This window comes from Microseira sp. BLCC-F43, assembly GCF_041929235.1.
Taxonomy (GTDB): domain Bacteria; phylum Cyanobacteriota; class Cyanobacteriia; order Cyanobacteriales; family Aerosakkonemataceae; genus Microseira.
On sequence record NZ_JBHFNP010000096.1, the window covers coordinates 15,895 to 32,677 of the forward strand.

General features: G+C 45.4%; 19 protein-coding genes. 10 read left to right on the forward strand and 9 right to left on the reverse strand.

What is annotated here, in order from left to right:
- Positions 1 to 366 precede the first annotated feature (366 nt).
- Positions 367 to 1,209: an NYN domain-containing protein gene (locus ACE1CM_RS14750; protein ID WP_374878267.1), complete on the forward strand. Its 843-nt coding sequence runs from the start codon at positions 367 to 369 to the stop codon at positions 1,207 to 1,209.
- A gap of 102 nt (positions 1,210 to 1,311) precedes the next feature.
- The gene (gene rnc / locus ACE1CM_RS14755; protein ID WP_374878268.1) at positions 1,312 to 2,022 is read left to right on the forward strand and encodes a ribonuclease III; all 711 of its coding nucleotides are present in this window, start codon (positions 1,312 to 1,314) and stop codon (positions 2,020 to 2,022) included.
- Between the two features lie 141 nt (positions 2,023 to 2,163).
- Here the strand turns inward: rnc and ACE1CM_RS14760 are convergent, their stop codons facing one another.
- Together ACE1CM_RS14760 and ACE1CM_RS14765 are read right to left on the reverse strand one after the other, a co-directional pair.
- The gene (locus tag ACE1CM_RS14760) at positions 2,164 to 2,949 is read right to left on the reverse strand and encodes a hypothetical protein (protein WP_374878269.1); all 786 of its coding nucleotides are present in this window, start codon (positions 2,947 to 2,949) and stop codon (positions 2,164 to 2,166) included.
- A 97-nt stretch (positions 2,950 to 3,046) separates the two neighbouring features.
- A complete protein-coding gene (locus ACE1CM_RS14765; protein ID WP_374878270.1) occupies positions 3,047 to 3,334 on the reverse strand; it encodes a hypothetical protein in 288 nt (95 codons plus the stop codon).
- 710 nt (positions 3,335 to 4,044) lie between these two features.
- Between ACE1CM_RS14765 and ACE1CM_RS14770 the strand changes: the two genes are divergently transcribed.
- From ACE1CM_RS14770 to ACE1CM_RS14780, 3 genes are all read left to right on the forward strand, one after another.
- Positions 4,045 to 4,353, forward strand: a complete 309-nt coding sequence (locus ACE1CM_RS14770; RefSeq protein ID WP_374878271.1) for a hypothetical protein — start codon at positions 4,045 to 4,047, stop codon at positions 4,351 to 4,353.
- 83 nt (positions 4,354 to 4,436) lie between these two features.
- Positions 4,437 to 5,729: an RNA-guided endonuclease InsQ/TnpB family protein gene (locus ACE1CM_RS14775; protein ID WP_374878272.1), complete on the forward strand. Its 1,293-nt coding sequence runs from the start codon at positions 4,437 to 4,439 to the stop codon at positions 5,727 to 5,729.
- On the forward strand, positions 5,671 to 6,492 hold the full coding sequence (locus ACE1CM_RS14780) for a reverse transcriptase family protein (RefSeq protein WP_374878273.1): 822 nt from the start codon (positions 5,671 to 5,673) through the stop codon (positions 6,490 to 6,492). The genes ACE1CM_RS14775 and ACE1CM_RS14780 overlap by 59 nt, the downstream gene beginning before the upstream one ends.
- Here ACE1CM_RS14780 and ACE1CM_RS14785 read toward each other — a convergent pair.
- The 5 genes from ACE1CM_RS14785 to ACE1CM_RS14805 all read right to left on the reverse strand — a co-directional run bounded on the left by ACE1CM_RS14785 (position 6,485) and on the right by ACE1CM_RS14805 (position 9,459).
- The gene (locus ACE1CM_RS14785; RefSeq protein WP_264196691.1) at positions 6,485 to 6,619 is read right to left on the reverse strand and encodes a hypothetical protein; all 135 of its coding nucleotides are present in this window, start codon (positions 6,617 to 6,619) and stop codon (positions 6,485 to 6,487) included. The genes ACE1CM_RS14780 and ACE1CM_RS14785 overlap by 8 nt on opposite strands.
- Before the next feature lie 213 nt (positions 6,620 to 6,832).
- On the reverse strand, positions 6,833 to 7,612 hold the full coding sequence (locus ACE1CM_RS14790) for a pentapeptide repeat-containing protein (protein WP_374878274.1): 780 nt from the start codon (positions 7,610 to 7,612) through the stop codon (positions 6,833 to 6,835).
- 214 nt (positions 7,613 to 7,826) lie between these two features.
- Entirely contained in the window at positions 7,827 to 8,186 is a 360-nt protein-coding gene (locus ACE1CM_RS14795; RefSeq protein ID WP_374878275.1) for a hypothetical protein, read from the reverse strand.
- A gap of 105 nt (positions 8,187 to 8,291) precedes the next feature.
- Positions 8,292 to 8,924 (reverse strand): hypothetical protein, encoded by a 633-nt coding sequence (locus ACE1CM_RS14800; protein WP_374878276.1) that lies wholly within the window; start codon positions 8,922 to 8,924, stop codon positions 8,292 to 8,294.
- A complete protein-coding gene (locus ACE1CM_RS14805; RefSeq protein ID WP_374878277.1) occupies positions 8,875 to 9,459 on the reverse strand; it encodes an NAD(P)/FAD-dependent oxidoreductase in 585 nt (194 codons plus the stop codon). Before ACE1CM_RS14805 ends, ACE1CM_RS14800 begins: the two co-directional genes overlap by 50 nt.
- Positions 9,460 to 9,838: 379 nt before the next feature.
- On the opposite strand from ACE1CM_RS14805, the gene ACE1CM_RS14810 reads away from it, so the two are divergent.
- The 4 genes from ACE1CM_RS14810 to ACE1CM_RS14825 all read left to right on the forward strand — a co-directional run bounded on the left by ACE1CM_RS14810 (position 9,839) and on the right by ACE1CM_RS14825 (position 13,343).
- A complete protein-coding gene (locus tag ACE1CM_RS14810; RefSeq protein WP_374878278.1) occupies positions 9,839 to 10,111 on the forward strand; it encodes a GlsB/YeaQ/YmgE family stress response membrane protein in 273 nt (90 codons plus the stop codon).
- 156 nt (positions 10,112 to 10,267) lie between these two features.
- Positions 10,268 to 10,546: a GlsB/YeaQ/YmgE family stress response membrane protein gene (locus ACE1CM_RS14815; protein WP_374878279.1), complete on the forward strand. Its 279-nt coding sequence runs from the start codon at positions 10,268 to 10,270 to the stop codon at positions 10,544 to 10,546.
- A 1,018-nt stretch (positions 10,547 to 11,564) separates the two neighbouring features.
- Positions 11,565 to 12,755 (forward strand): glycosyltransferase, encoded by a 1,191-nt coding sequence (locus ACE1CM_RS14820; RefSeq protein WP_374878280.1) that lies wholly within the window; start codon positions 11,565 to 11,567, stop codon positions 12,753 to 12,755.
- A gap of 426 nt (positions 12,756 to 13,181) precedes the next feature.
- Complete coding sequence (locus ACE1CM_RS14825; protein ID WP_374878281.1) at positions 13,182 to 13,343, forward strand: hypothetical protein; 162 nt, start codon at positions 13,182 to 13,184, stop codon at positions 13,341 to 13,343.
- Between the two features lie 292 nt (positions 13,344 to 13,635).
- Here ACE1CM_RS14825 and ACE1CM_RS14830 read toward each other — a convergent pair whose 3' ends face one another.
- Together ACE1CM_RS14830 and ACE1CM_RS14835 are read right to left on the reverse strand one after the other, a co-directional pair.
- The gene (locus tag ACE1CM_RS14830) at positions 13,636 to 14,475 is read right to left on the reverse strand and encodes a DUF4058 family protein (protein ID WP_374878282.1); all 840 of its coding nucleotides are present in this window, start codon (positions 14,473 to 14,475) and stop codon (positions 13,636 to 13,638) included.
- A 280-nt stretch (positions 14,476 to 14,755) separates the two neighbouring features.
- The gene (locus tag ACE1CM_RS14835; RefSeq protein WP_374878283.1) at positions 14,756 to 14,944 is read right to left on the reverse strand and encodes a hypothetical protein; all 189 of its coding nucleotides are present in this window, start codon (positions 14,942 to 14,944) and stop codon (positions 14,756 to 14,758) included.
- 418 nt (positions 14,945 to 15,362) lie between these two features.
- Between ACE1CM_RS14835 and ACE1CM_RS14840 the strand changes: the two genes are divergently transcribed.
- Positions 15,363 to 16,634 (forward strand): FtsX-like permease family protein, encoded by a 1,272-nt coding sequence (locus ACE1CM_RS14840; RefSeq protein ID WP_374878284.1) that lies wholly within the window; start codon positions 15,363 to 15,365, stop codon positions 16,632 to 16,634.
- Positions 16,635 to 16,783: the final 149 nt, after the last annotated feature.

The window sequence follows — 16,783 nt, forward strand, 5'->3', positions numbered from 1 at the left end:
GCAGATGTGGCGCGTCGGGGCACGGCAATCATCAACTTTCCCCTTGGAAAGAAGATTTCGGATCTTCCCTACAACTATTGACAAAAAATTTAAATTGTGCTATGACACATACAGATAGCAAACAGATTCACACTCAAAAGCGTCAAATCTTGATGGCTGTCTCAGCGGTAGGACTTGCAATATCCTGCCCATCGAGTCAACCCGTTATCTGATTTTTCAACCTGATCTATGGTCAATTCATTGACTAAACCGTCAGGGGGTTGACCATAGATTAGGTTGAATGCTCAGGCAACGGGTTGACTCGGTGCTGGGCAGGATAATACAAGTCCTACCGCTGAGACTGGAACCAAAAGACTAAAGCTAGATGTGTGGTTTGCCGATGCTGTCGAGCAAGCAAACTACGAATTAGGATATACCAAGATGACATATACTCATCTAGCTGCTGGCGTACAAACAAGCCAGCATGAACCCCGAGTAGCCCTATATTGCGATCTTCAAAACGTCTGGTCAATTCTAGAACACGCCGATCTATTACTGGCTTTTGCCAAGTCCAAAGGACGTTTGATTAGCAAAAAGGTCTACTATAATTCACAGTGTCAAAACCAGGCTTCTGCAAAAGATAAGCTAAAGAGCCTTAGTTGTTACTGTGTTGATGTTCCTTGTCCTATCAAGGACAGTGCAGACAATAAAATGATGGTTGACTGCCTTGGGGATATTCACAGCTATTTATCTCCGGACATAGTTATCCTTGTCTCAGGAGATGGAGACTTTTTAAAATTGGTTCTCACTCTGCATCAGTTGGGCAAAAAAGTCATAATCCTTGCTCAAAAAGGTAATGTCAAGCAAAAACTGAAGGAAGTTGCTAAGGAATTCTATTTTTTAGACGATTTGCCTCAATTAGTTGAAGCAATGACTCAGAAAGAAACAGATTCAGTTCAGTGTCAGATTGCTTACAATCAGGCTATCGAGTATCTGCTAGTAGCTATCCAGACTGCGTTAAGCAAAGGTGAGGCTACAAACTTTTCTATGATTGGCAACCTGATGCGTCAGCTTTACCCTTGCTATAAGGGAGTTGGCTCTATTTGTAAGCCCGATGGGAAGAAGTTTGCCAAGTTTAGTAAGTTTGTTGATGCGGCTGTAAAAGATGGAAAAGTACGAATGCAGAATCAGGAATTGTTTTTAGTTGAGGCCGATAAACTGGCTGCTTGAAATCTTTTTTCCTCAGCTTGACAGAGTCTCATAAACCCGGTTTCTTGAAGAAACCGGGTTTCTAAGTCGAGAGCGATCGCATCTAAAAGCGATAAAATTTTTATGGACTCCATGACAACAGTACGATCGATAAAAATGACCATTCCCACGTTCAAAAATGAAAAACTGCTGCGTCTGGCGCTGACTCATCGTTCCTATGTCAACGAAAACCCTGGTGAAGGGGAAAATAACGAACGCCTAGAGTTTTTAGGTGATGCTATCCTGACTTTTTTAAGCGGCGAGTATCTGTTTAAACGTCACCCGGAAATGGGAGAAGATGAACTGACTCGTCGTCGCGCGGCACTGGTAGATGAGAAACAGTTAGCAAGGTTCGCTATTGAGGTAGGTTTAGATTTCAGAATGCGGTTGGGTAAAGGCGCAATTCGAGATGGAGGTTTCACGAATCCAAATTTGCTCAGCAGTACTTTTGAATCCTTTATTGCTGCTTACTATTTGGATAACAATTCAAATATCGATCCAGTGCGCGAATTTGTCGAAAATTTGTTTGGTTCCGTACCTGAGAATGTTGTTGAGATTCGCTCCAGTGTAGACTCTAAAAATCGATTTCAAGAATGGGTGCAGGCAAACGTTAGCCAAACTCCCCCTAAATATGTCACAATTCATGCAGGTGGAGAGCCTCACGCACCAGAATTTCTCGCTAAAGTATTGGTGGGTGAAAAAGAGTATGGACAAGGTAAAGGTCGCAGCAAAAAAGAGGCTGAGAAGCGTGCTGCTGAGAACGCTCTAGCCAATCTGAAAAAAGGAGTGCTATAGCGGTTTGCAGCCAAAAGAAGTACGGCGCATAATGCGTAAGCGGCAGCATTAATGCTGCCCCTACACAAACGAAGAAGGCTTTCCCTCACAAAAAGCGCAATCCGCTATCATGTAGAAACACCCTAATCTGTGAAAATTTAATCAATTGCTCTGTTGTGTTTTCAAAATAGTTGTGCCAACAGAATTCTCTAGTTCAATATCTTCAAGGAACATTTCATTAACGGTTTGTTGACGGTAAATCATCCTATCTCTTACCCATTCTCTATTGCTTCCCTCCATGTACTTGCCGATGCAGTAGGCAGAATACTCGATGTGCTTCGTCTCGTCGTAGATAAACATGTCGGACATGCGAGTCACTTTGGGCATATCCGCAGGTGTAGCGTAAGCTTGCAGCACAGGACGTAGCAGCAGTTGCAGAATCAATGCTCGAATCTCCAACAAATTAATCTGGATAATTTCATCCATGACAAGCTCTTCATCCATCATTTCATCGTCAGAAACTGGCTCAATCGGAGGATGTTTGTGGTGATAGTATTCGGGGGATAACGTTTGCAATTGTGCCCGGTAGTCTGCTTCCATTTGTGTGGGGAAGAGTCTATTAACCAGCGCAACGAACATTTTTGAGTGGCGAGATTCGTCGATGGAATGACTGCGAACTAACAGGGAGAACTCCTGGTTTTCCACCTGCCGCGCGAAATCCCAAACATGTCTGGCGCCGTTTCCTTCTTCGGCGGCATTGAGAATCAGGGAGTTAGCAAACCACTCAGGATTACAGGCGCACTTGCGATACAAATTACCGTACCATGCCTTGCCGTGGGGTGGTGGGTTAATCTCACACGCTTCCCTCAAAACCGTTTTATAATCCTCAGAAATTGGGCAGTTATAACGCTCAAGATAGTCAATTGCTAACTCGCTGACGTTGTTCATAAAACCTCCTGGAAGTGTGGAAATACGACACAAGCAATTTTAGTTGCTATAGGGTGTGGATCCTCCCACCCCTTCAAGGGGTGGGATTATTGGTTTATCAAACTGACTCTGCCGGTATTGGGTCTATCGGATATGCTTTGATTTCAATTACACACCACTTGTATGGCCAACAGGGTGGAGGGGGTGGACAAATACGAATCACACCAATGCGTATTGGGAAATCTATTTTATCATCCGGGCAAATGGAAATTGGGCTAATCCTAACTGGGAATTTACCCATCGCATCAGTTGATAGTTCCGCCGAAATTCCCCCTTTAATTGCCTCGAGTTCTTCCTCACTCAAATCAAATTTAATTGGGCCGTCCTCTAGGTTTTCCAGCTTCATATTTACTTTCCTCGCTACATTTACTAAGTTGGGCGATCGCTTTCGACTAAGATAACTAACCCCAGGAAAGCCAAGTTGCCGTTTTGGCAGGTTTTAATTAAAAAATGTTTCGGATTTCACGCAGTCAGTGCTGTTATGGAAGCGCTGTTTAATGCTAAAACCAAGAGGATTCAGGACTTACGGGCATATTCCCGGTTTCAACGAAAAATCCTTGGTTTGGCAACCAGAAATCGACGGTCGAAACCGGGTTTCTGGCTTCGGGTATTGTTGAATTTCAACTTCGGCAATGTAAAATTAAAGAATAGTTTCAGAAATGGGCGCAGGGAAACATTGGCTCGACTCTTCAGGACTGATATCATATCAATCCGAAGTGGTGTACGGTCGGGGCGGGTTTATTTATTCCTTGGGTTGTTGTAAGGGCGGGTTTAACGAGAAAAGAAACCGGGTTGCGACCTAGATCTCTTTCCTTGCTCAACAATTTTTCACAGAAACCTGGTTTCTTTTGTAAAACCCGCCCCTACTATACACAACCAAAGCGAAGCGACATGATATTACGCTCCAAACTGGTTTTCTCCAAACAGCTAATGTCGAATCCAAAATCTAAAATTTCTATGTCTGACCAACCCCAACCCCGCACTCATCAAGAACTATAGGACTTACGCAAAGAAACTAAGGGCGAGCCGAAAAATCCTTGGTTTGGCAACCAGAGATTGACGGTCGAAACCGGGTTTCTGGTCTCGTCTTGCGTAAGTCCTGAACTATACGATCGCATCCGCCAAACTTCCAGGGAAGAGGTAATCCTGGAAGAGATGATTCGCTTGGGATTTTGGCCTGCTCAGGGCACAGTACCGCAAGATCCGGCGGATGAAATCCGTCGCCAGGGGGAAATATACCGGGAACTGGGCGAACTTTATAGAATAGCCCGCGAAAACCCCGCGTCAAGAGACCGGGGTGACCGCGTGAGACTGATATCGAGCGAAACTTCAGGCGCGTACCGTTTGGCATCGACAGAAATATGAGATCGACTTTGAGGTCTGCTAGGGTTATGTCGCGATAAAAACCGCGTGCATGGTAAACTAAAACATAACAAAGGAGGCTTTCCTTGCTGGTTATCGAGTACAAAATCAAGGCTAAACTACACCAGTACAAAGCGATTGATGAAGCAATTCGCACAGCACAATTCGTGCGAAACAAATGCTTGCGTTACTGGATGGATGCACCCAAAGATGCAAAGATTAACAGGTTTGCTTTGAACAATTACTCAACGGTGCTGCGCGAGGAATTCTCCTTTGTTAAAGACCTAAACTCAATGGCAGTGCAAGCATCTGCCGAACGAGGATGGGCAGCAATTTCTCGATTTTACGAAAACTGCAAAAATCACCAACCGGGCAAGAAAGGATTCCCACGTTTCCAAAGAGACAACCGCTCAGTCGAATACAAAACCAGTGGATGGTCATTGCATAGAACTAAGCGGCGAATCGCCATTACCGACAAGAAAGGTATTGGTGAATTAAAACTTCTGGGTAAGTGGGATATTCATACTTACCCGGTTAAATCAATTAAGCGCGTCAGATTGGTGCGTCGGGCCGATGGATACTATTGCCAGCTGGTAATTGACACTGAAATCAAGGAACAATTTGAGCCAACCGGAAACGCAATTGGATTGGATGTAGGGCTTGAGTATTTCTACACTGATTCCAATGGACACCAGGAAGAAAATCCGCGCTTTTTACGGAAGGCTGAGCAAGCTATTAAACATGCTCAGCGTCGGCTCTACAAAAAGGAGAAAGGTAAAAACGGACGCCGTAAAGCTAGAAAGAGATTTGCTAAGAAACACTTGAGAGTAAGTAGGCAGCGGAATGAACACGCGAAGAAACTCGCGAGAAACGTATGCAAGTCTAACGACTTAGTAGCCTATGAAGACTTAAGCGTTCGCAATATGGTCAAGAATCATTGTCTAGCTAAGTCTATCAGCGATGCTGGATGGTCGCAGTTTAGACAGTGGATTGAGTATTTTACTTGCAAGTTTGAGCGAGTTGCTGTTGCTGTAGCACCACAATACACAAGTCAAAAGTGCAGCAATTGTGGTGCAATTGTGAAAAAGTCTCTATCAACTCGCACCCATGTTTGTAAATGTGGATGTAGGCTCAATAGAGATCAAAACGCGGCGGTAAATATTTTAAATCTTGCACTGCAAGCTAGGGATGGGCAGTCCCAAAGTAACGCTGTAGGAGTTGGAACCTCTACTCTACTTGGGGCAACCCTGGTTGAGCAAGTTCTGACGTTGAGTACAGAATCCCCCGCGCTCCTACCGGGGGAGTGTCAACTCCGCCCCCATGCCTCGCCTCAAACAAGCACAATATTGGAGATTAAGCAATATTCTAGAAAAAGTTGACCTGCACGAAGCTGCCCACGGTTTTCGCCCCGGACGTTCAATTGTGAGTAACGCCCAGCCTCACGTTGGTGCTGATGTCATTATAAATTTCGATTTAAAAGACTTTTTTCCTTCGATTTCTTATCAGCGAATTAAAGGAATTTTTCGCTCATTTGGCTATTGTGAAGCAGCCGCAACAATTTTTGGTTTATTGTGTACCGAACCCGATATCGCAGCAGTTGAATTAGACGGAAAAACCTACTACGTCGCCCTTTCCGAACGTCACTTGCCCCAAGGCGCACCCACAAGTCCAGCACTAACTAATATTTTATGCCGTCGTTTGGATCGGCGTTTATTTGGGATGGCGGAAAATCTCGGATTTGTTTATACTCGCTATGCCGACGATTTAACTTTTTCGGCTTCTGGGGAGAACCTGCGCCATATTTGTAATATTCTCAGGCGTACAGAGTCAATTGTTGCCCATGAAGGATTGGCAATTAATGAAGAGAAAACTAGAATCCTTCGCAAGTCTGGGCAACAAGAAGTTACGGGTGTAGTTGTTAATGAAAAACCCAATGTTGATCGGAAAACCTTAAAACGCTTTCGCGCTACATTGTATCAAATTGAAAAAGATGGCTTAGAAGGCAAACACTGGGGGCATTCTTCAGATTTAATCGCATCAATTCAGGGTTTTGCTAACTTTGTCGCTATGCTCGCTCCGCAACAAGGTGCTGAATTTCAGCAACGGGTGCGACGAATTCGAGAACAATATAGATCTACTTGAGATTTAAAGTTGCAGCGTGAGGGGAGAACAGATTAAAATCTGTTTGAGTAGCAGTTGGGGAACTGACTCCGAATAAAAGGTTAACCAAGAAAGTTAGGGTGGTGGCTAACAGTAGTTTTTCTAACATTTGTCAACTCCTATAAGGCAGCTAAAGCAGCAAGTAACAACCCATAGCTTTACTATCAATTATCTTTCTGTAATGCTTTGCGATCGCAAGCTTTATAGAAAAGTGACAATAATCTGCCAGTTAGGTGATGCTAGTCACAAACAAAAGGCGCTGTTTCTCCATTGTTTGAAAGCGGGGGGTAGCAGAGATTTGCTACCCTCATAATACGAAACGTTAAAAAGGAGAGCTGAGAAGAAATTGAAGCGCTATACCTGCCACCCCTTGTAGAAAACTGAGAAAATCTCCCTTACCGGGTCGCAGTCTGGCTGTACGAGGAGTTTGAATCCCTTTGATAACTTGTTGGGCTAATTGTTGACCTTCCTGATTTCCTTGGGCGATGTAGAGAGTTTCCGCTTTCTTAGTATCTTCAATTGCGGCGGTCGGATCGCCCAAATGGTAGCGAGCCAAACCGCGACTCAGATAAGCATTCGCCATTTCGGGTTTCATTGTCAAGGCTTGGTTAAAAAGATCGATCGCCCGGTTAAAATTATCTCGCTCGGCTTCTGCCATACCCATGCGGTAGAAGTCTTCAGCCGTACCTGCGTAAGTTGGTACTCCCATCGCACCCAGCATGTTAGCATTCCCTAAGCTGGCACCCGTTAAATTCGCTTCCACCAAGTGGGTGTCTCTCAAATCGGCAGCATTTAAGTTAGCACCACTTAAGTTAGCGCCAGTCAAGTCAGCACCAAACAAACTCGCACCTGTAAGATTAGCACCGCCCAGATCCGCACCCGCCAGGTTGGCACGACTGAGATTGGCACGACTCAAGTTCGCCCCCCTGAGATTAGCACCCGCCAGGTTAGCCATCACTAACCCAGCATTGCTTAAATCGCATCCTTGACATTGCCGGGTGGAAAGCAGCTGTCTGGTATGTTCGGGATTGGCAGCTAAAGCAGGAGTTGCCAAGCTAATCGCAGTTAGCAGGGTGGAACTCGCCAAAATTCTCAGTTTCATATACACCTCACACCCATCGGTATTGGGTACGCTATCAACAAATTTATACAACCAATTTACCGCAAGTTGCTAGTTATAAACTTGGGGGTTGCTAATTGCTAATTGCTCATTGCTAATTGCTAATGGGAGCATTTTGCCTGATTGAGCCATTAGCCTCACGTTTGAGACCGCTAGCAACTTGGGTTAATTTACTTTTTTTACCACGGGGGATTAGTTAATTTTCAGATTGAGGATTGTCCTGACTACGAACATTTGTCAGTCTCTGGATTAAAGCGGGTGGCGTAGCTTGACGAAAAGCGCCGCAATAATACATTGTCATCACAGCTTTGAACGCCCAATGGTCGGGCGATACATCGGTAAAGGGAATCGGTAGGGTTTCGGCTTTATTTTCCACGCAAGCGGCGAGGACTTGTTGTGTTGTTGGCTGCGATCCCCCCCTGCCCCCCCTTACCAAGGGGGGGTTGGGGGGGATCGTGCGGGAATTGCAACGCACAAAGGAATTAACATTGCGATCGCAGGAATTATTCGTTTCATAGTCAAGGAGCAAAAGGACTGCTATCAGGATATACTTCACACGGACAGTTTCTTAACAGTTAGGTTGCGCGGGAGAAGACTGGCAGAACTATCAAGATCGCCATTAGCAATTAGCCATTAGCAATTAGCCATTAGCAATTAGCCATTAGCAATTAGCCACAATCGGCGATAATTGGGCAATTATCAGATCTTCCTGTCCCGCTGCCCAATTGGCAAATCGCTGGGCTAGGGGTGGTACGAATACTAACGGATTGGTAAATCCAGAAAATAAATATAAGCCTTCAAAGCCGGGAATTTTACCAACCACGGGGAGGCGATTGTAGCCGAAAGCGACCAAGCAATGATGCCAAGTTCCAGGTTTATTTGCCACCGTTGGCAGCAATTTGCCAATTTGGGCGCGCATGTCGGCTTCGCTTTGGGTTGGGTCAACTTTAGCATGGGGGTCGGCGATGGCGCGACTGATTTGCCCCATGCGGATGCTGCCATCTTGGAATTGAAACACACCGGGGTCTAAAATTGGCGGTACTACCTCGTAACCGGGCGAATTCCACAAAGCATCGTTATCGCTAGCAGCTGCTTCGAGTTGGAAACGTTTTAATTGGGCAGGCATGACGCAGGTGCTAAGTTGCAAGTCAACTGGCGGCGTTTCGATCGTTTCTGCCTGGGTGAAATACACCCGGACATTAATACCAGCATTTCTCAGCAGCATCCGACTTAAACCACCCGCACTAGACGACGTTTTCGCTGTAATACGTGGCGGTGGGAGTAGTAACGCCAACGATGCGTTGATTTTCGCTCACGAATGCCACTACCCGATCGATTTGCATTTCGCCGCCTGCGCGCATCGCAGCTTGACAGTATGCAAGGGCAGTCATTTCGGGTTGGATGTGACCGTGACGGAGAGTTAGCGCCCCTGCGATCGCGTGCGGATTCAGCAACGGTTCCATTTGACAAGCTTCTGCAACGCTCAATAATGCAGGTGCGATCGCCAACTGACGATAAGCTGTCGCTACTTGTTCTGGGTCATCATCGGCGTCAATCGTTAAAATTAGGTCTAATTCGCGGAACTGGGTATCCCCGTCTAACTCTTGAGATAAGATGCGGTGTCTTTCGATACCTTCGCTACAAAGTTGCCGCGTCAGTTCGGTTGTACCAGACCAGTAGGCCAAACCGCCATAACTATAGCGCGTGGCGTTTTGGGGTGTGGCGTTTTGTTCTAACAGGAGGACGGAAAAGCCTTTTTTTGTCAGTTCGTAGCCAAGTGCGGCTCCTGTAATGCCGCCACCGATAACAATCCAATCAAAGGTTTGCATGAATTTTTCCCGCGAATAACTAACATGTCATCGCTCAGAAAATCTTAAGATTTTTCTAGCTTTTGTGACTTTTAATTTACGGTTTCAATAGCCGATAAATTCAAATAATATAACCTGAAATAATATTAACTTACCCGGGTATATACTAAGTTTTTAAAATATGATTTTGCTCAAAAAAAATATATCTAAAGCCGTATTGGCAACACAACCTGTCAACCTTGTGGGTGAGTCCATCGGTTGCTTAATCAAACTATAATCTCGATAATTTATTAATTTTTATATCGATATATATTAACTTATATCTCTGGGAAGGTGACAGTTAAAGATTGTGGTTGCTATAGTTTAAGAGTTAGGAAATGGCGTTTAAAGAGTCAAAGCCATGAATCTGATTGCATGGATTGTTTTAGGTCTATTGGCTGGAGCGATCGCTAAAGCGATTTATCCCGGATACCAAGGCGGTGGAATTCTTTCCACAATCCTGCTAGGCATTGTAGGAGCTTTTCTCGGTGGAACCTTAATGACGCTCTTGCAAAAGGGAACTTTATCTCTTACGGCTACTACTTTTAGTCTTCCCGGACTTTTTGTTGCCGTTTTAGGGGCATTGCTGGCGATCTGGATTTGGCATAAAGTAGGGAACAGAGTTTCTTGGTAAGCTAAATTTTCCGATGAGAAACCCGGTTTCTTTAAGAAACCGGGTTTCTTACTTGATGCTTATCTCGTTTGGAAGATGCTGGTTTCTGGCTCGGCTTGCTATTGTTTAATTGTTAGGAAACAGCCTTCAACGAGTCAAAACTATGAACATTCTGGCATGGATTGTATTAGGTCTGCTTGCTGGTGCGTTCGCGCAGCGTGCCGGAGGCATATCGCTAAAGCCATCTATCCTGGTTATCAAGGTGGCGGCATTCTTGCCACAATGGTGCTAGGAATTGTAGGCGCTTTTATCGGTGGAACCTTAGCAACCCTCTTGACAACAGGAAGATTATACATTGCGAGTGCTACTTTTAGCCTGACCGGACTTTTTGTTGCCGTCATAGGTGCATTGATTGCTATCTGGATTTGGCATATGATGCATCGCAGAGCCTATTAATCTGCCAAATCATAGCAAGCGGGTATCCGCCAAAGTTTTGAACTGAAAATTATTGCTGACAGCTGAATTTTCCCACATTTCAATACTGTTTTAGTACGTCGAGATAAATCCAATATAGGACTGACGCAAAGAAACCCGGTTTTTACGAAAAATCCCCAGTTGGGAAGTTAAATAGCCGGGAAAAAACCGGGTTTCTGTCCCCAGATGCGTAAGTTTTGCAATAGTGCCTTGTTAGCAAACTAACAAGGCACTTTATAATTTGCTCTGGAAGTGACGAAACCGTACCGGGGCGGGTTTATTTAACATATCTGTTGTCAGCAGAAGTTATTTGTAAAATCCGTCCCTACACCAATCAAAATAATCAGGACTTACGCAAGAAGAGAAAAGCAACAAAGGTGAGACCTTGCTCTCTTCCAAACAAACAATTTTTCGGATTGCCCCTTGTTTGTTTGCGTAAGTCCTAAGCTGCGGGAGCATTTAAATCCAATAAAGAGGCGGGCAATAGGTCCCACCCCACAAGAAGAAGGGAAAATTTGACTCTCAAATTAGGTGATCCCGCAGCTTAATAATGTTGCCTCGTGCTGTCAAATAAATTTCCGGTTGCATCGGAATTAAGACCTGTAGGGGCAATTACAGGACTGACGCAAAGAAACTAAGGGCGCTCCGAAAAATAGTTGGTTTTGCAACCAGAAATTGACTCTTCACCTTTGTTTCTGGCAACGCCCTTGCGTCAGTCCTGAATTAGCAATTAGCAATTAGCAATTAGCAATTAGCAATTACCAAGAAATGTCAATCATTCCGATGCAACCGAGAGCTGAAAGATTTATACCAAAAGTAATTATACCTTCCCTGTAAAACGAGGCGAAGCTCAATGCAGCAGTACTGACGCGCAACGATCGTATCACCAAAGTTTCTGCGTACATCTTTCGTTGCCAAACCGACGATTTTTCCGAGAAACCCGGTTTCTTTGCCTAAGTCCTGTGTAAAATGTTTTTCCTAGCGTGGATAAAGTTCTAACATGATCGGTGCAATTGGATTAGGTCTGACATCCCTATCCTTGGGAATCTGGATCGGATTGCTTTGTTTTCGGGGACAGTTTTGGCGTTGCGATCAAAGACTGGAAAATGGACAAAGGGAGTCACCCCAACTCAAAGGGGACGAGTATCCATCGGTGTGTGCGGTGATTCCGGCGCGTAACGAGGCAGAGATGCTACCCATGACGCTGCGAAGTCTCCTGACACAATCCTACCCCGGCGAGTTCACCATCGTCTTGGTAGACGACCACAGCAGCGATGGTACGGCAGAGTTTGCTCAAGGAATGGCGGAAGCACTCTTAAAACGCCACAGGTTACAAGTTATCGCCGCTGAAGCTTTACCATCCGGTTGGACTGGTAAACTATGGGCAATGGCGCAAGGGATTGAAAAGGCAGAAACCCTAACACCCCTCCCCGATTATTTTTTACTAACAGATGCGGATATCGAACACGATGTTAATAATCTCAGTCGGTTAGTTGCCAAAGCGCAGCAAGAAGATTTAGATTTAGTTTCCTTAATGGTGCTGCTGCGTTGTCAAAGTTTTTGGGAAAAACTGTTAATTCCCGCCTTCGTATTCTTCTTGCAAAAACTCTATCCTTTCCGCTGGGTAAACAATCCCAAATACTCTACCGCCGCTGCTGCTGGAGGTTGTATTTTAATTCGCCGCGAAGCGTTAACCAGAATTGGCGGGATTGAAACATTGCGCGATGCTTTAATTGACGATTGCACTTTGGGTCAAGCGGTAAAATCTACCAGCAAAAATGGCATTTGGTTAGGACTTAGCCATCGCACCCGCAGCAAGCGTGCTTATGATTCTTTAGCGACAATTTGGGATATGGTGGCGCGGACAGCTTTTACTCAATTAAATTATTCCCCTTGGTTGTTAGTAGGAACGCTAATCGCGATGACCCTGGTTTATATTGTTCCACCTGTGGGGGGAATTTGGGGTGGATTAACGGGGAATTGGTTAGCAGCGATCGCCGGTTTTACCACTTGGTTACTCATGGCTATAGCTTACTTACCCACGATCAAATTGTATCGCTGTTCGCGCTGGCTGGCGTTTGCATTGCCTGCGATCGCATTCCTCTATACATTGATGACAATAGACTCCGCCTTGCGTCACTGGCAAGGACGCGGCGGCGCATGGAAAGGACGAGTTTATCCTGCTGGATGAAAGATACACAGGACTTATATCAAATCCGGTTGCATCGGAACGATTAGCTTTCTTGGTAATTGGTAATTGCTAATTGCTAATTGCTAATTGCCCCTAGAGGTCGTAATTCCGATGCAACCGGAAATGATATTACGCGCCTCAAACCACATAAATTTGACAGGACTTACGCGCACCCATCCGGGTTTCTAGGAAAAATCGTCGCTGGGAGAACTAAAGATCGCAGCAAGAAACCCGGTTTCTAGGATTGTCGTGCGTAAGTCCTGTTTAATATAACAGAAACAGATTCAGGATCGGTTCTAGTTCTTAAAGCTCGAGTAAATCTATACACCTTAGTCCAGAAACAGAGGCGAAACTGCTTGAAGAAGCTGCTAGAAAGGGGAAAGATATCTCAATTGTTGCTGCTGAACTCCTAGCCAGGATTTTGGAGTGGGAAGCGCCAGAAAAGTAAGAAGCGATATGCCAAATGCAGGCGAAGATCTCACAGGTATCCAAAGTGGATTAGATGATTTTGAGGCTGGTCGTTTTCGTGAGTTTGAAGAGTTTGCACAAGCACAGCGTCGTAAGTACAACTTGCCAACTACTCCCTGACCAATCGAAGATTACCTATCTCTTCTTTCCTCTTCTCTCTGCGTTCTGGAGCGTCCTCTGTGGTTCGTTAAATAAGTATTCTTCTGTCGGCAAACGAGTAATATAAAATCCGGATCGACAACCCCTCTTATCTTTCTCTTCTTGGCGTTCTACTCAACGAGTGCGCCTCTGAAAGCGTCTATGGCGTCTTGGCGGTTCATTTAAAAAGGGGGTCATGGAAGCGGATTTGGTATAACTACTGATATGATGTCCGCCTAATTACCCTTAATAAAAATCTCGACCCATCACCGTGTCACCGTTCTCCCAAGTCATTCCTAACTATGGGTGAAGAACCGGGCATGATATGATTCCTCAAGCCTTGTTCTCGCAACAAAGTATCAACCCAAGCTGCTTCTGAATCAGTCAAAGGTGGAACGGCATCAAGATTATAATCAATCGCTAAATCAAACCCGGCGCGGTCATAAACACCGTGTAAAATACTTGGCAAATCGACGATTGGCTCATTATCACCCTCACGTAATGGCAGCGGAAAAGTCGGGAGCGGGTCTGCCAGGTTAAAGGCATACAATTCTGCTTGGGGACGACGATTAAAGCGACTCACCAAAATGCGATAGCGACTCTCAATATTAGGACTAATAATTGGCATCGGTTTCCCCATCCGTAACAAGTCAATTTCCACAAGATGGGTGAAACTTCCTAACACTTGTAGGCGCTTGCTAAGGTAAGCTTTTCTTCCCTTTCCCTTGCGCTTATTTTTAGGGGAAAGGAGTTCGATAGTTGTCACCACTTCCCCCGTACCAACTTCCCGCACTTCCAGATAGCTTTCTCTCACTTCTTCTGGCATGGGGACTGTAACTGTGGTAGGTTTGGTGGGTGGAGGGGCAACTGCAACGGCGGTTTCAGTAGGTGTGGAGGAAGTGAGCGCTCGCGCTACACTCACATCTGGAATGCTAATTAATAAAGACTCCCGATCGACTGTCTGATAAATTCGCTTCTCGACTGCAACGCGATACTTGGGACGAATTTGCGGTCCAACCGCTTCAGCAATTGCAATAGCTAAACGGTTATGAACTTCCGCCCACAATTCGGGGTGTTCCAGATAAGGGTTCATTCCCGGAAACGGCGAGGGCATAGTTTACCTCCACGTGGGAATAAGAAGGCTGGCACTCTAACCATAGCAAGCGTGCATCATCGTTGCGAAAAGAAGTGATATCAAATCCGGTTGCATCGGAATGATTAGCTTTCTGGGTAATTGCTAATTGCTAATTGCTAATTGCAAGAAAAGCCCCTACAGGTCGTAATTCCGATGCCTAAGGAAACGATATGATGCGTTCGTGAAGCGTGCCGCGGCATATCACTCGTCTTCCTGGCGTCAGATCTTGCACCAATAGAAAGGGTAGGCACGGGTGCGGTCAAAAGTAGTTGGTAGAGATTGACGCGGGGACGTCGGGACGCTCCTGACGCGGGGAAATTTTTTTGATATCACCAATGGGTTTTGACCACACCCGGTAGGCACCGACGCCCACGCGACAAAATATTTGGCCTCTTGTGGCATGGGCATCCTGCCCGTGGCGACCAAAATATTTGGCTTCTTGTGGCATGGGCATCCTGCCCGTCCGTTTTCCCATCACCCAAATGGATGAGTCAACAGGGCGAAGCTACGACGGCGCGTCACCTCATACCTTAACAATAGTGCAGCCGGTGAAAAAATTTATCAACAACCCTTAGGGAATAGATGTGTATTCCCTTGTAGTTGTCGGAAAGACTTAGGTCAGAACTCAAAGTTGCACAAGACCCACGCAAGGGCTCGCTTTGAACAAGTATATTTACGATCGCACAGATCAATACTACAGGAGGTCGAACTGCATAAGTCATCGGTTGCCAGACATATTAAAGATTAGGAGGCAATAGTCACAAGATCCAACCCTTGAAACAGGATCGTACTATCCGTCAGAAGGAAACTAGGAACTAACCCGTCCTAATTCTCCATCACCCATCACCCATAACCCCTTTAACCTTATGCCGTCACTTGCTCGTAAAAACCTGCTAGAAGATATTCCTCGCTTCCTTGTAGCGCAAGCTGGGATTATGTTTGCAGTTAGCCTGGTGACGATTCAAACCGGCATTCAAGCTGGGTTCACTCGTTCCACATCCCAGTTAATTGACAATTCCAAGGCAGATATCTGGGTGTCTTCCAGAAATATGGTACACCTGGGTCTGACAGTACCGATGTCCTACGACCTCGTTGCTGCTGCTCAAAATGTGGAAGGCGTCGAGACAGCTGAAGGTTTAATGATTCGGGGTGCGGCGTGGCGGAATTCTCAAAATCAATTAAGTTCGGTGACGCTAGTTGGTTTTGAGCCAAATGGACAATTATTTCAACCTTGGAATATCACCCAAGGAACTATAAGCACCTTAAAAATTCCTTACACGGTCATGGTAGACGAGAATAGCTTGTCTGCTTTGCACGCGGAACGAAGGGGCGATGTCGGGGTTGTTGGTTCGCTTCCAGCGCATATCGTTGGTTTAACGCGAGGAACTAAATCCCTTGTGTTGGGCGATTTAATGTTTGCATCTTTAGAGACGGCTTACACTTATGTAAATTCCCCAATAAAAGCAAAAATACCCTGCGACCTCGCCGACCAAAATGTCGATTGTGCTTTAACAGATGGTAATTTTCCTCCCGAACCTCAAGCTTTATCTTCTAACGATCCCTTTGCGATTTTGTCGGGTCGGGTAAGACCCGGTCAAACTATCGAGCCGCTGTCTTTTATCCTAGTAAAAGCTAAACCGGGTGCGAGCATAGAATCTCTCCAGCAAAAACTAGAAGAAGCTTTGCCCAATACCCGTGCTTATACCAAGGCTGAAATGTCCAAGCTAACTCAAGATTATTGGGCGAGGCGGTCTGGAATTGGTTTTGTTCTCGGTATTGGAGCCGTTGTAGGTGTCGTTGTTGGGGCGGTGATTGTCAGTCAAATTCTTTATTCCTCGGTGTCCGATCGCTTGAAGGAATATGGAACTTTGAAGGCAATGGGATCGTCAGATTTAGTAATCTACGGCGTGATTGTAGAGCAAGCTTTGTGGATGGCGGTGTTGGGATATATACCAGGAATGGCGCTGTGTTGGGGAGTGGCAACTTGGACAGCCGCGACGCAAGGAATTTTAATTTTAATTACACCTGGGTCTGCGATCGCTGTCTTCGGCATTACCGTCGCCATGTGTGTCGCTAGCGCCGGTTTTGCCATCCAAAAAGTGACGCGGGTCGATCCGGCTATTGTGTTTAAAGGTTAATCGCTTTTCGCAAATTTATTAGTGATTTTATGGGGATGAATCGATTAAACCTTACCGTCTTCATCGTTTCTTCACAAAACCAATACAAAAACTCATAAAAAAAACAAGAAAAATCGTTCAAATAATCAAAAAAAATAGCTATAATTAGC

Excerpts from the sequence above, each read along its gene's own strand:
- ACE1CM_RS14810 (WP_374878278.1), top strand. The coding sequence starts at position 9,839 with ATGAATCTGATTGCATGGATTGTTTTAGGTCTATTGGCTGGAGCGATC.
- ACE1CM_RS14815 (WP_374878279.1), top strand. The coding sequence starts at position 10,268 with ATGGATTGTATTAGGTCTGCTTGCTGGTGCGTTCGCGCAGCGTGCCGG.
- ACE1CM_RS14790 (WP_374878274.1), bottom strand. The coding sequence starts at position 7,612 with ATGAAACTGAGAATTTTGGCGAGTTCCACCCTGCTAACTGCGATTAGC.
- ACE1CM_RS14765 (WP_374878270.1), bottom strand. The coding sequence starts at position 3,334 with ATGAAGCTGGAAAACCTAGAGGACGGCCCAATTAAATTTGATTTGAGT.
- ACE1CM_RS14760 (WP_374878269.1), bottom strand. The coding sequence starts at position 2,949 with ATGAACAACGTCAGCGAGTTAGCAATTGACTATCTTGAGCGTTATAAC.
- ACE1CM_RS14835 (WP_374878283.1), bottom strand. The coding sequence starts at position 14,944 with ATGCCACAAGAAGCCAAATATTTTGGTCGCCACGGGCAGGATGCCCAT.
- ACE1CM_RS14820 (WP_374878280.1), top strand. The coding sequence starts at position 11,565 with ATGATCGGTGCAATTGGATTAGGTCTGACATCCCTATCCTTGGGAATC.
- ACE1CM_RS14780 (WP_374878273.1), top strand. The coding sequence starts at position 5,671 with ATGCCTCGCCTCAAACAAGCACAATATTGGAGATTAAGCAATATTCTA.
- ACE1CM_RS14805 (WP_374878277.1), bottom strand. The coding sequence starts at position 9,459 with ATGCAAACCTTTGATTGGATTGTTATCGGTGGCGGCATTACAGGAGCC.
- rnc (WP_374878268.1), top strand. The coding sequence starts at position 1,312 with ATGGACTCCATGACAACAGTACGATCGATAAAAATGACCATTCCCACG.
- ACE1CM_RS14840 (WP_374878284.1), top strand. The coding sequence starts at position 15,363 with ATGCCGTCACTTGCTCGTAAAAACCTGCTAGAAGATATTCCTCGCTTC.
- ACE1CM_RS14830 (WP_374878282.1), bottom strand. The coding sequence starts at position 14,475 with ATGCCCTCGCCGTTTCCGGGAATGAACCCTTATCTGGAACACCCCGAA.
- ACE1CM_RS14785 (WP_264196691.1), bottom strand. The coding sequence starts at position 6,619 with ATGTTAGAAAAACTACTGTTAGCCACCACCCTAACTTTCTTGGTTAAC.